General features: G+C 62.5%; 12 protein-coding genes. 6 read left to right on the forward strand and 6 right to left on the reverse strand.

The genetic code is table 11. From position 1 onward, the window contains the following. Window positions 1–27: 27 nt before the first annotated feature. Entirely contained in the window at window positions 28–1,596 is a 1,569-nt protein-coding gene (locus DS839_RS15485; RefSeq protein ID WP_119271349.1) for an ABC transporter substrate-binding protein, read from the reverse strand. Between the two features lie 168 nt (window positions 1,597–1,764). Between DS839_RS15485 and DS839_RS15490 the strand changes: the two genes are divergently transcribed. Beyond that, window positions 1,765–2,370 (forward strand): helix-turn-helix domain-containing protein, encoded by a 606-nt coding sequence (locus tag DS839_RS15490; protein WP_162918555.1) that lies wholly within the window; start codon window positions 1,765–1,767, stop codon window positions 2,368–2,370. Between the two features lie 368 nt (window positions 2,371–2,738). On the opposite strand, the gene DS839_RS15495 is transcribed toward DS839_RS15490, so the two are convergent. Genes DS839_RS15495 through DS839_RS15505 form a run of 3 tightly spaced genes read right to left on the reverse strand, consistent with a single transcriptional unit; the run spans window position 2,739 to window position 5,152 of the window. After that, window positions 2,739–4,115, reverse strand: coding sequence for a sensor histidine kinase (locus DS839_RS15495; protein ID WP_162918556.1), 1,377 nt, complete (start codon window positions 4,113–4,115; stop codon window positions 2,739–2,741). After that, on the reverse strand, window positions 4,105–4,776 hold the full coding sequence (locus DS839_RS15500; protein ID WP_119271352.1) for a response regulator transcription factor: 672 nt from the start codon (window positions 4,774–4,776) through the stop codon (window positions 4,105–4,107). The genes DS839_RS15495 and DS839_RS15500 overlap by 11 nt, the downstream gene beginning before the upstream one ends. A gap of 43 nt (window positions 4,777–4,819) precedes the next feature. Then, window positions 4,820–5,152 carry a hypothetical protein gene (locus DS839_RS15505; RefSeq protein ID WP_119271353.1) on the reverse strand — a complete coding sequence of 111 codons (333 nt, stop codon included), beginning with the start codon at window positions 5,150–5,152 and terminating at the stop codon, window positions 4,820–4,822. Between the two features lie 251 nt (window positions 5,153–5,403). Here DS839_RS15505 and DS839_RS15510 point away from each other — a divergent pair, with 251 nt between their 5' ends. Next, window positions 5,404–5,715, forward strand: a complete 312-nt coding sequence (locus DS839_RS15510; protein WP_119271354.1) for a hypothetical protein — start codon at window positions 5,404–5,406, stop codon at window positions 5,713–5,715. A gap of 335 nt (window positions 5,716–6,050) precedes the next feature. On the opposite strand, the gene DS839_RS15515 is transcribed toward DS839_RS15510, so the two are convergent. Further along, window positions 6,051–6,509 (reverse strand): YcgN family cysteine cluster protein, encoded by a 459-nt coding sequence (locus DS839_RS15515; RefSeq protein WP_119271355.1) that lies wholly within the window; start codon window positions 6,507–6,509, stop codon window positions 6,051–6,053. Then, the gene (locus DS839_RS15520) at window positions 6,506–7,621 is read right to left on the reverse strand and encodes a gluconeogenesis factor YvcK family protein (RefSeq protein ID WP_162918557.1); all 1,116 of its coding nucleotides are present in this window, start codon (window positions 7,619–7,621) and stop codon (window positions 6,506–6,508) included. Before DS839_RS15520 ends, DS839_RS15515 begins: the two co-directional genes overlap by 4 nt. Window positions 7,622–7,817: 196 nt before the next feature. Here DS839_RS15520 and DS839_RS15525 point away from each other — a divergent pair, with 196 nt between their 5' ends. Genes DS839_RS15525 through DS839_RS15540 form a run of 4 tightly spaced genes read left to right on the forward strand, consistent with a single transcriptional unit; the run spans window position 7,818 to window position 12,136 of the window. Further along, window positions 7,818–10,217 (forward strand): transglycosylase domain-containing protein, encoded by a 2,400-nt coding sequence (locus DS839_RS15525; RefSeq protein WP_119271357.1) that lies wholly within the window; start codon window positions 7,818–7,820, stop codon window positions 10,215–10,217. Window positions 10,218–10,247: 30 nt separating this feature from the next. Then, window positions 10,248–10,814 carry a DUF1214 domain-containing protein gene (locus DS839_RS15530; protein ID WP_119271358.1) on the forward strand — a complete coding sequence of 189 codons (567 nt, stop codon included), beginning with the start codon at window positions 10,248–10,250 and terminating at the stop codon, window positions 10,812–10,814. Further along, on the forward strand, window positions 10,811–11,374 hold the full coding sequence (locus DS839_RS15535) for a hypothetical protein (RefSeq protein ID WP_162918558.1): 564 nt from the start codon (window positions 10,811–10,813) through the stop codon (window positions 11,372–11,374). Before DS839_RS15530 ends, DS839_RS15535 begins: the two co-directional genes overlap by 4 nt. A gap of 39 nt (window positions 11,375–11,413) precedes the next feature. After that, window positions 11,414–12,136 (forward strand): SDR family oxidoreductase, encoded by a 723-nt coding sequence (locus DS839_RS15540; protein WP_119271360.1) that lies wholly within the window; start codon window positions 11,414–11,416, stop codon window positions 12,134–12,136. Window positions 12,137–12,141: the final 5 nt, after the last annotated feature.

Consider the following 12,141-nt stretch of genomic DNA (forward strand, 5'->3'; position numbering starts at 1 on the left):
CTCCCCATGGGGGCGAGGGTATGGCAATTACGCTTCGAGCCAGGCGTCCTTCAGCGTTTTCAGGAAGCCGGTGCGCATCGGCTTGTAGTTCTTAAGCTTGTCCGTATAGGCGGTGAGGATCAAGGAGTTTACCAAAGGCACGATCGGCATTTCCTCGAGCGCCAGCTTCTGCTGCTCGGCATAGGCCGCCTTGCGGGCCTCCTGGCTTGGGGCCGATTTGGCCTTGGCCAGCGCCTCGTCCATCGCCTTGCTGCAGCTCTTCTGCACATTGATCGCCATGCCGCAGGCGTAGTTGTTGGTGACGAAGTCGTCGGGATCGGCGAGCGGCGACACCCAGTACATCGCGGTCAGGTCGAATTTCGACGGCCCCCAGACCTCATCCCAGTAGCGCGGGATCTCCATGGTCTTGATCTCGGCCTTGATGCCGACGGCGGCGAGATTGGCCTGGATGATGGGCGCCATGGCGACCATGGCGGGGAAGGAGGACGCCATGGTGAGCGAGGTGGTGAAGCCGTCGGCGAGACCTACTTCCTTGAGCAGCGCCTTGGCCTTTTCCGGATCGGCGCCTTGGGCGAAATAATCGATGCCGGCATAGCCCCAGTTCCATTCGGGGATGACGCCGCCCTTGAGGGGCACGGCCTCGCCGAAGAAAACGCCGGTGACGATGGCGCTGCGATCGATCGCATGGGCGATCGCCTGACGCACCTTGGGATTGTCGAGCGGCTTCACGGTGTTGTTCATCAACAGCCAGTAATAGCGGCTGCCCTCGAGCGTGGTGCCGACCAGGCCCGGCGTCGCGGTGACCGTCTGCCAGTCCTTCGGCGGTATCTCGTTGGAGAAGTTTATGGTGCCGGAGATCACCGCATTGGTGAGCGCCGTGATGTCGGCGATGAGGTGGAACTCCAGCGCGTCGAAATAGGGTTTGCCCGTCTCATAGAAGTTGTCGTTGCGGGTAAATTTCACCATCGAGCGCGGCTCGTAGGAGACGAATTTGAACGGGCCGGAGCCGACAGGCTTGGAATTGAGGTCGTGGCCCGATTCGACGAGCTTCTTCGGCACGATCGAGGAGCCGGGAAAGGCCACATAGACGAGAAACGGCCCGGTCGGCTTCGACAGCTTGAAGGTGACCGTGTGCGGATCGACCACCACCACTTCGCTGATCGTCTCGACCTGCGAGCCGTAGGAGTAGCCCGAGTCCTTGGCGCGCAAGCGATCGAAGGTGAACTTGACGTCTTCCGCCGTCAGATCCGAACCGTCATGGAACTTGACGCCCTTGCGCAAATGGAAAGTGTATTCGAGGCCGTCGGCCGACTGCTCGTATTTCTCGGCGAGATCGGGATAGGGCTGGGCATCGGGGTCGACCGACATGAGGGTCGAATAGACCTGCTCGATGACGACATGCGACATGCCGGAGGGCCCCCGCGCCGGATCGAAACCCGCCGGATCGGCGGAGAAGCCCAGCTTCAAGGTGCCGCCCTTGACCGGTTCCGCGGCAAGTGCGCCCGGCGCGAGGCCCAGCGGAAAGGCCGCGAGCGCCGCCAGACCGGCACCGGCCTTCAGGAACTCGCGACGTCCAACCTTCAGTCCTCTGATCATGAGACCCTCCCCAATATTGGTTCATTCTGGTGAAAACTTGAACGGGCTTGAATGAAAGGAAAAATGACGTAACTGTCAATGGAAAAGGCGGATTGCGGCGCGCCGGCCGTTCCGCCATCCTGTCTTCTCAATTACACCCGGGCGGGCACCCGCGGATTCGGAGAAGAAATGCTGACCGCCACAGCGAAAAGCGACACCGCCGACAGCATCGAGCAACTGGGATCCAGGGTGCGCTATGCGCGCAAACGCAACGGGCTGACGCTCAAGGAACTGGGCGACAAGGTCGGCTGCTCGGAAAGCCTTCTGTCAAAGATCGAGCGGAACAATATCGTGCCGTCGCTCCCCGTCTTGTGGCGCATCGCAGAGGCGCTCGGCACCACTTTCGGCGCGCTGTTCAGCGACAAGAGCCTGGAACCGGTCACGACTTATAATGAGGGTGAAAGGCCGCTGCTGTCGATCGGCACCGGCGGCGGCAAAGCGCCCGATGTCGTGCTGGAGCGCATGGTCCCCTCTTCCGAGAACCGCACGATCGACGCCAATCTTCATGTCATTCCGCCTGGCGGCGGATCGTCCGGGGCCTATTCCCATTCGGGCGAGGAAGTGGGTTATGTCGTCAGCGGCTATCTCGAGCTCACGGTTGACGGGCGTGTCCATTTGCTGGGCCGCGGCGGGTCGTTCTTCTTCAATTCGAGCCTGCCGCACAGCTATCGCAATGTCGGCTCGAGCGAGGCGCGCGTCGTGTGGATGAATTCACATAAGTCGCGGCTGCGCTAATAAAAACCGCCTGCGCTGGTTGTCTGACCGGTCATGCCAAAACCGAGATAGGGAGGGGCCCGAAGACCCCTCCCCCGATAGGAGTGCGCCCGCGACCGGGGGCAATTTGCAGACAGCACCCTACCGAACTGTCGGTTACGACCACAAATTGAAGCGCTTTCCCCAGCCAGATTTTGTGCATCCGCTGCTCTTTGGACAGGGCTCCAACAAAGTATAATACATGCTCTGAAAATCAAATAAACTTTCCGAACGCCAATCTTCCGCAAATACTTCGGCCCGCCGGCCAGACGAATGCTTTCAGCGCCCCTGTTCAGATACTTATGCCAGTAGCGGCGTCAACAAGGACACACCTAGACTTTGGTCGCAACCTAGGACACAGCTGGAAGTCGCAGTTTGACTGCGAGGCCGCCTAGCTTCGATTGATCTAATCTTAGTCCGCCACCATACATTGCCGCCGTCTCGGTGACGATCGACAGGCCGAGGCCGGAGCCCGGCTTGGTCTCATCGAGCCTCTGGCCGCGGGCCGGCGGCTCCTTGCGCTTCTCGGGCGGCAGGCCTGGGCCGTCGTCGCCCACGACCACATCGATCCACAGGCGTCCGTCGGGCGGGGCGTCCATGCTCGGTCCGACTGCGACATTGACCTTATGGGCTGCCCATTTGCAGGCGTTGTCGAGAAGATTGCCGGCCATCTCCTCGAGATCCTGCTTCTCACCGCGAAATTTGGTGCCCTTCGGACATTCGACGGTGATGGCAACACGCTTGTCGAGATGGATGCGCTCGAGCGTGCGGGCGAGCGCTGCCAGGACCGGCTCGACCTCGCAGGCCGAACCCACGGTCTGGGCGCGGGCGGCTCGGCGGGCGCGATCGAGATAGAGGCTGACCTGATCGCGCATCACCTTGCTCTGCTCGAACACCTTGTCGGCCAAAGGCCCCGGTTGCTGCTTCGCCTCATTGTTGAGGACGCTCAGCGGCGTCTTCAACGCATGCGCCAGATTGCCCACCTGGGTACGCGAGCGCTCGACGATCTCGGAGTTGTTTTGAATGAGGAGATTGAGTTCCTCCGCGACCGGCTGGATCTCTTCGGGATAATGGCCCTCGAGCAGTTCCGCCCTGCCCTCGCGGATGGCTGTCAGCTTGTTCTCCAGCGTGCGCAAGGGGCGCAAGCCGAAGCGTACCTGCACGAGAATAGCAATGAGAAGCCCCAGGCCCAGAAGCGTCAGCATGGCGATGAGCGTCTGCCGGAAGGCCGTCGATTCCGCCTTGAGCTCGTCGAAGTTGCCGGCCACCAGGAACGAATATTGATCGGCCTTGTCGAACAGCTTGTAGCGCTGCTCGATGGCCCGCAGCCGCATGCCGTTGGTGTCGTCGAGATAGAAATGCGCGATGCCGTCCTCATCGCGGTTGGCGAGATCGCCAGGCTCGGGCGTCAGGCGCTTCTCGAGGAGTGAGGGCGAGGCGAGATCGGGAATGCGCCAGGTGGGCGGCGTCACCTGCCAGTACCAGCCGGATAGCGGCAGCGTGAAGCGGGTATCGGCAAGCTCCCTCTGTATGGCGGGCGAGCCGTCGGGATTGACCTCCACATTCGCCAGGAGTCCGTCCATGACGGCGCGCAGTCTTGCGTCGAAATTGCGCTCGAGTGCTGCCTGGAAAAGGCTCGTGAGCAGGACGGCGGCGCTGACCAAAAGGACGATGGCGACAATGGCGGAAGAGACGATCAGCCTGAAAGCGAGTGAGTTACGCCGCATCATCCGGCTCGGACACGCAATAGCCCATGCCGCGAATGGTCCTCAGCACGTCGACGCCGAGCTTCTTGCGCAAACGGCCGACGAAGACTTCGATCGTGTTCGAATCTCGGTCGAAGTCCTGGTCGTAAAGATGCTCGACCAGCTCGGTGCGCGAGACGACCTTGCCCTTGTGGTGCATGAGATACGCCAGCAGGCGGAATTCCAGGGAGGTGAGCTTGATCGCGTTGCCGTCGACCGTCACGCGCGCACTCTTGGTGTCGAGCAGCAACGGGCCGCAGGCGATTTCGCTCGTCGCATGCCCGGCGGAGCGGCGCAGAAGGGCGCGCACCCGCGCCAATACTTCCTCCATGTGGAAGGGCTTGGCGACATAATCGTCGGCACCGGCGTCAAAACCCTGCACCTTGTCGCTCCAGCGGTCGCGCGCGGTCAAGATGAGCACCGGCATCTTCTTCTCGTTGCGTCGCCACTTTTCCAATACGCTGACGCCGTCGAGCACCGGCAGGCCGAGATCGAGGATCACCGCGTCATAGGGCTCGGTCTCGCCGAGATAATGGCCCTCTTCGCCGTCCTTGGCGCTGTCGACCACATAGCCCGCATCGGTCAGAGCCGAAACAAGCTGGCGATTGAGATCCGGATCGTCTTCGACGACGAGTATGCGCATGGCTAGTCTCTTCTATTGCAGCTCTGTTGCAGCCTCGAGGGTTTTATCGGGGTTCCCCGGTCTCGCCGTCGATGATCAGGCGCCGCACCTCGTTCTTGCGCTTTAAAGTGACAGCATAGTTTCCCCCAGGCAAGAGCTGGACATTGATACCCTTGGAGTTGGGCACCAGACGCTGCGCGATGATGAGGGCCTGGGACGGCTTGATCAGCACCATGTTATTGGGCGGGCGGTTGGGGTTCTGAATCCTCGGCTGGACCTTCGGCTGAAACTTGGGCTTGATCTGCTGCACCTGCAGGGTCTGGGCCTGCACCATCACAGGCTCTCCGGCAGCCAGCATCATCGCCACGGAAGCGGCTATCGTGAGCGCCCGACGCATTATCGATCCTTCCTGGATCGCAAATTAGATGTCGCAAGATGAACCCCGCATGAATAGGTAAACGACTTTCCGGCTCATGCTAAAATATTGCAGAAGCGGACATTTTGCCTTTCTTTGAAGGCCGGCTGATCGACCTGTTTTGGGCGGTTTGAACGGCAGACCCTGCCGCCAAAAAACCCGCCGGCGACCAATCCTGCCAAAAGCTGACGAAAGGCAAGAACAGACTGACTTGCAAGCCCAAGGAGGCGGCGATGACCACACCCTGCTTCGAAATCGTGACCTACACGATCGGCGATAGCGACGGCGCCGACCAGGCCAGACGGAAGGCCCAGGAATTGCTGGCTGCCTTTCCCGGCTTCATCGCCTGGACGGCCTTTTCCGGTACCGAAGGCTCATCCAACCGCGCCGACCTCGTCGTCTGGCGCAGCGTCGCGGATGCGCAGGCCGCCGCTCTAGCGGTCGGCACCGATCCTGGCTTCGCCGATTTCCGGGCCTCGATCACCGGCGTCACCAGCATGGGGCATTACACAACGGACGACGGCCGGTTCGCGCGCCAGTTCTGATCGATGGGTACTTGTGGGCGCGAGCCGCATCGTCGGCAGGGAAGCAGTGACCCACAGCCTCTGGCTCTAAAAGAAAAGGCGGCCACTCCGGCCGCCTCAGTCCCCTGCTTTACTTCTGGAATTTCAATAATCGAGGACTCGGAGGTTAAGTCATCTTGGCGTCCGGGACCAGACGCTCGTCGTTTTTCAACAATTTGTGCCAAGCCGGCACATTTTTGTCTAACATATTGATTTATTTTAGTTTCTTTATGGCGGAGCACAAAGGCAAGTGTGGCTTTCACGCAACAGGAACGGAAAAACTGACGGGCAGGTGACTTTGGCCCGGCGTCGCTGCCTTACGAGGCCGGTTTCTTGGCCCTGGGCAGCTTCCAGAGATGGTCTTCGAGCTCGGCCTCGGCGATCCCCTCCTCCGAGCGTATCCGGCCTTTGACCGAAATTCCCGCCTCGACCACGCTCGCCTTGCGGCCGGAGACCAAGGGATGCCACCAGGCGAGCGTCTGGCCGCGGGCCAGACGGCGATAGGCGCAGCTGTCCGGCAGCCAGTTGAGCTCGCCGACATTCTCGGGCGTCAGCCGCACGCAGTCGCGCACCCGCTTGCTGCGATTGGCGTAGTCGCCGCAGCGGCAGGTCTTGAGATCGAGCAGCTTGCAAGCGAGGTTGGTGAAATGGATCTTGCCGGTGTCCTCGTCCTCGAGCTTGACGAGGCAGCAGCGCCCGCAGCCATCGCACAGGCTTTCCCACTCCGCCTCGGTCATCTCGGAGAGCTGCTTGGTTTTCCAGAAGGGCTGGCTCATCGCGCGTGTCTTACGCCTTCTCGGACGAGATCCAAAATCATCATGGCCAGAAGGCCTGAATCATGCGTGCCGCGCAGCCACGGGTCCTCGAGATCGCGCGCAATGATCGTGATCCCGACGGGCGGCGAGAGCGAACGCGTCACGAAGCGAAAAGCGCCGACCACGCGCTGGACGGGAACGGCGCCTTCATGGGCGAGGACGTGGGTGAGGACCTCCCTGCCTTCCCCGGCGCGCACGAGCCTCCGGGCCATTTCGTCGAGCGAAAGCCTGCGGGTCTCGTGGTCCTCCAGCATGTTCGCGATGAGGATCTTCGGCGCCCCGGAGCGCGTCAGCGTTTCGGCGATGCCTGAGACCAGGAGATGCGGCAGGACGCTGGTATAGAAGCTGCCGGGCCCGAAGATCACGGCGTCGGCGTCGGCGATCGCTTCCAGGGCCTTGGGATTGGCCGTCGCCTTGCCAAGCGTCACCGCCTTGATGCCGACACGCCCCTCCTCCTCCGGGAGGCCCGTGATCAGATGCTGGCCTCTGACCTTACGCCCGTCATTGAGCTCGGCCGCGAGCGTCAGGTCGTGGTCCTTCGAGGTCGGCCAGACATCGCCGTTGATGCCGCACAGGGACTTGAACGCCAGGATCGCCTTGTTGATGTCGCCGTCCTCGGCGAGCAGCGCTCCCGCCAGAATGAAATTCCCGATCGAGCCGCGCCGCCAATCGAAATCGGCGCCCGCCGCGGCGATGAAGATCTTGAGATAGCGCAGGATCGCCTGGGCGATATCGCGCTGCATCGCCTTCAGGACCGGATGGGTGCCCTCGGCATAGAAGGCCAGTTCGCGATCGAGCTCCGCCTGGCTTCCGGTCTCGGAAAGCCTGGCATTGAAGATGCGCACCACATCGCGCGCCTGGCCTTCGGCATAGGCCATGGTCATGAGCGCCTGGCGGATGTCGCCGACCGGGAGGATGTGCAAGGTCTCGCGGATGAGCTTGGAGGAGCCCCCCGAATCCCAGGCCGGCACCAGCCGCGTGACGCTCGCGCCCTGACGGATCAGGGTGATGGTCAGGTTGCGCGAGGCGGTGCCCCCGGCGAGGATGACGATATGGGGGCCATGGGGGGGCATGGCCCGGGCCTTGGATTGTTCATCGTTCATGCAAGCCGGGTTTTGCCACGGAACACCGGACGGCGATAGGCGGAGGCCCCCGCGTCCGATTTGCCGACGGGATTTTGGCCCCATTCCGTCATAATGTTGAAGTAAGTGGAAACCTTACGCCAACCAGTGGTAAAAGACTGGGGCCGCAGGACAACGGACGTCGATCTTGGCCAAATCGCCCAAAAAATCCAATTATCTGAGGATGATGTGGCTCGACTCCTATGTGAGCTCGGCCGTCTATGAAGTGTTCGACTGGTTGCGCCGCTCGATCTCGGCCTATTCGTCCTTCGTCTATCGCTTCCGGCTCTCGGGACCCAAACGGGTGATCGTCGACCTCCTCGACGACATGGCGACCTTCGGCACGGTCGCCTGCCTCGGCCTCCTCGCCTTTGCGCTGCCGCCCTTCTCCGGCACCGGCGATGTGTGGAACAAGGGCCGCGACTATGCGATCACCTTCACCGACGAGAATGGCGAGATCATCGGCAGGCGGGGCATCCGCCAGGACGATGCCATCCCGCTCGAGGACATCCCGCCGCATGTGGTCAAGGCGGTGCTCGCCACCGAGGATGCGCGCTTCTATCAGCATTTCGGCGTCGACGTCCTCGGCACCTTCCGTGCCATCATCCAGAATGCGCGCGCCAACGACGTGGTGCAGGGCGGCTCCTCGATCACCCAGCAGGTGGCGAAGAACCTGTTCCTCAGCCCCGAGCGCACCATCCAGCGCAAGGTCCACGAGGCATTCCTCAGCCTGTGGATCGAGGCGCGATTGTCGAAAGACGAGATCCTGAAACTCTATCTCGACCGCTCCTATCTGGGCGGCGGCAATTACGGCGTCGAGGCGGCGGCGCAGTATTACTTCGGCAAATCGATCCGCGACGTCAATCTCGCCGAAGCGTCGATGCTCGCCGGCCTGTTCAAGGCGCCGTCCAAATATGCGCCGCATGTCAGCATGGCGCAGGCGCGCGCGCGCGCCAATGTCGTGCTCTATCGCATGCTCGATTCCGGCTTCATCACCCAGGGCCAATTGGTGCAGGCGAGGCGCGAGCCGGCCCTTCTCGTCAACTCGCCCGCGGTCGCGAGCCCCGACTGGTTCCTCGACAAGGCCTATGCCGACACGCTCGCCCTCATCGAGGCCAAGCACATCACCGGCGACTATGTGATCGAGGTCAAGACAACGATCAACGCCAAGCTGCAGGAAGCGGCGCAGAGCATCATCGACAAGTCGCTCGACACCGAAGGCCCGCAATATCACGCGACCCAGGCGGCGGTGGTGACGATGGCGACCGACGGCGCCGTCAAGGCGATCGTCGGCGGGCGCGACTACGAGAACAGCCAGTTCAACCGCGCCACCGACGCGATGCGCCAGCCGGGCTCGTCCTTCAAGCCCTTCGTCTATCTGGCGGCACTGCTCAACGGCTATACGCCGGACTCGGTGGTGCTCGACGGACCGGTGTCGGTCGGCGGCTGGGCGCCCCGCAACTATACCGGCAAATATGGCGGTCGCGTCAGCCTGACCACGGCGTTGGCTAAATCCTACAATTCGGTCCCGGTCCGCCTGTCGCAGGATTTCGGCCGGCCGGCGATCATCGAAACGGCGCGCAAGGTCGGCCTCAAGGCCGAGCTCGAGACCTGGCCGCCGATGGTGCTCGGCACCAGCGCCATGACGCTGTTCGACATCACCACCGCCTATGGCACCTTCGCGACGGGCGGCGTCGTGCTGAAACCCTATACGGTGCTGGAAATCAGACGGCCCAATGGCGATGTCATCTACAACCGCGCCAACGAACCGCCCGAGGAGCGGGTCCAGGCGGTGCCGGAAGAGAAGGTCGCCGAGCTCAACCACATGATGAACGCCGTGGTCGAAGCCGGCACCGGGCGGCGCGCCTTCCTCGGCTTCACGCCGCAGGCCGGCAAGACCGGCACCAATCAGAGCTATCGCGACGCCTGGTTCATCGGCTACACCGCCCATTACGTGACCGGCGTGTGGTTCGGCAATGACGACTTCACGCCGATGAACAAGGTGACGGGCGGCCTCCTGCCGGCCGGCGCCTGGCATGACGTCATGCTGTGGGCCGAGCAGCCGCAAGTGGGTGCAGCGTTGCCGGGCATTCCGCTCGAAGAGAAGTATGCTCAATATGCGTTGGAGAATCCCGCAGCACCGCTCGAAGACGTTCCCGATATGAGCGCCGATGATCAGATCGCCGATGCGGATGCCGAGACGCCGGCCGACCAGACGGCGGCGGTCGAGCCCGATGACAGCAAGCCGGAGACGACCAAGTCGGCCGCAATCACGCCGCCTACCAAGACCGCGAAACCCAGGCGGCAAAGGGTGGCGCCACAGCCCACCGAGGAAGATGTGGCCATCGTCCGGACGCGCGAATCGGATGACCCGGTGGTCAGCGTCCTCAAGGACATGTTCAGTATCTTCAGCAATGACGATGACAGTGGAAAAAAAGCCAAGCGGAAACGGAAGGACACCGTCCTGGTGCTGCCGGACGCCAATACCAAGAAGAAGCGCAAGTCATCGAATGTCAAATTCATGAAGCTGAAACCGCGTGACCGCTGACACACCTCGGCTTCGGAACACTGGACGCAAATGAGGCTCAGCTCCGTCATCAAAGCTTCCGGCATCATCTTCGCCGGCGTCGTGCTCGGTATCGTGACGGCGCAATGGTCGATCGAGAAGACGGCGACGGCGATGACGGCGGGCAGCGGCCCGTGGAAATCGTGGTTTTCCGGCACCGCGTCGATCCGCGATCCCTACGCCCAAGCGCATTACATAATGTTCGGCCGGCTGCCGCCGGCCCTCGGGCAGGAATTGCTGTTCGAGGCGGCACAGGATGACGAGGGGGCGACCCTCGATGCCTCATGCGACTATGTCCTGACGGGCCCCCGGCTCGCGGCCCGGTGGTGGCAGCTGGCACTCGCGGATGAGGAATCCGGCACGCCTTCCGCCATCAGCCTCTCCTCGCCGCGCCTCGTCGGCGAGCCCGACGGCACCATGCGTATCCAGATCTCGCGCCAGCCAAAGACCGGCAACTGGATCGATCCCGGAGATATTTCCCGCTTCGTCATGGTGCTGAAGCTCCGTCCAGGCTCGGGCCTCAATGCCGGGGCTTCAGTCGTGACCCTGCCGCGCATCAAGCGGGAGACCTGCTCGTGAGAAGCGCCTTGTTCTGGCTCGCCGTCGCTTTCTTCATCGGTGCGGTGTCGCATCTGAGCTATGTGCTCATCGCACCCTCCTTCGCAATGCAGCGCCTGATCGGCACCGGGCAAGCGGACACGCCCGTCAATCGCTTCGTGCTGCTCGACGCGCCTGAGCAGATGCGCCTTCTCGGCGAGGCGGAAGGCGAGGCGGTTTCCGCCAAATGCCTCTTCGACATCAGCAAAGGCGAATTGCTGGTGACGGCCGAGATGCCGGATACATTCTGGTCGCTCACGCTTTATTCCGACAAGGGCGCCGATCTCTACACGATCAATGACCGCCAGGCCGGCATCGACAGGTTCAAGCTGACGGTGAAGCGCGCGCCCGGCATCATCGACCTCCTGAGAGGCGACCAATCGGAAACCACGCGCGCGCTCAGCGACGGATGGTCGGTCGAGATCCCCGAACCTACCGGGATCGCGGTGTTCTGGATGGCGCTCGACTATCCCGAGCAGCGCAAGCTGTTCACCGACATCCTGTCGCGTTCGTCCTGCGCCTTGACGCCCGAGGCGTCGTAAGCCAGGCATTCATCAAAAATAGGCTGGGGAGGAGCGACGATGGCCGACAAGCCACTGGTCATGATCACGGGTGCCGGTACCGGCATCGGCAAGGCGACGGCCTTGGCTTTCGCGCGCCAAGGCCATCCGCTCCTCCTCATCGGCAGAAGGATCGAGCCGCTCAACGCCCTCGGCCTCGACAAGGCGCTTTGCATCTCCGCGGACGTCCGCGATCGTGATGCGGTCATCGCCGCCATCGCCAAGGGCGAGGCCGCGCATGGCGAGGTGGACTGCCTCGTCAACAATGCCGGGATCGCGCGTCTCGCCAAGATCGAGGACCAGGACCCGGAGGAATGGCGCGACCTCATCGACATCAACTGCACCGGGGTGCTCAACTGCATGCATGCGGTGATGCCGGCGATGAAGGCGCGCCGGCACGGCACGATCATCAATATCTCGTCGATTGCCGGGCGCAAATCCTATCCGAGCCACGACGTCTATTGCGGCACCAAGTTCTTCGTCCATGGCATCAGCGAGGGAGCCCGGCGCAACATGGCGCCGTTCGACGTGCGCGTGATCGTCGTGTCGCCCGGTCTCACGGAATCCGAGATCGACAAGACGATGCTCAACCAGGCGGCCTTCGAATTCTGGAGCGAGGGCAAGAGGAGGGTCGGCGCGATCGCCGCCGAGGACGTGGCCAATACGATCCTGTTCGCCTATCAGATGCCGCAGAACGTCACGCTGCAGGAGCTGACCATCACGCCCACCCGGCAGGAATATTGAGCGAT

The organism is Taklimakanibacter deserti, from assembly GCA_003574785.1.

What these genes read in the sequence shown, in the direction of transcription:
- DS839_RS15485 (WP_119271349.1), bottom strand. Translation starts at nt 1,596, where the DNA reads ATGATCAGAGGACTGAAGGTTGGACGTCGCGAGTTCCTGAAGGCCGGT.
- DS839_RS15490 (WP_162918555.1), top strand. Translation starts at nt 1,765, where the DNA reads ATGCTGACCGCCACAGCGAAAAGCGACACCGCCGACAGCATCGAGCAA.
- DS839_RS15495 (WP_162918556.1), bottom strand. Translation starts at nt 4,115, where the DNA reads ATGCGGCGTAACTCACTCGCTTTCAGGCTGATCGTCTCTTCCGCCATT.
- DS839_RS15500 (WP_119271352.1), bottom strand. Translation starts at nt 4,776, where the DNA reads ATGCGCATACTCGTCGTCGAAGACGATCCGGATCTCAATCGCCAGCTT.
- DS839_RS15505 (WP_119271353.1), bottom strand. Translation starts at nt 5,152, where the DNA reads ATGCGTCGGGCGCTCACGATAGCCGCTTCCGTGGCGATGATGCTGGCT.
- DS839_RS15510 (WP_119271354.1), top strand. Translation starts at nt 5,404, where the DNA reads ATGACCACACCCTGCTTCGAAATCGTGACCTACACGATCGGCGATAGC.
- DS839_RS15515 (WP_119271355.1), bottom strand. Translation starts at nt 6,509, where the DNA reads ATGAGCCAGCCCTTCTGGAAAACCAAGCAGCTCTCCGAGATGACCGAG.
- DS839_RS15520 (WP_162918557.1), bottom strand. Translation starts at nt 7,621, where the DNA reads ATGCCCCCCCATGGCCCCCATATCGTCATCCTCGCCGGGGGCACCGCC.
- DS839_RS15530 (WP_119271358.1), top strand. Translation starts at nt 10,248, where the DNA reads ATGAGGCTCAGCTCCGTCATCAAAGCTTCCGGCATCATCTTCGCCGGC.
- DS839_RS15540 (WP_119271360.1), top strand. Translation starts at nt 11,414, where the DNA reads ATGGCCGACAAGCCACTGGTCATGATCACGGGTGCCGGTACCGGCATC.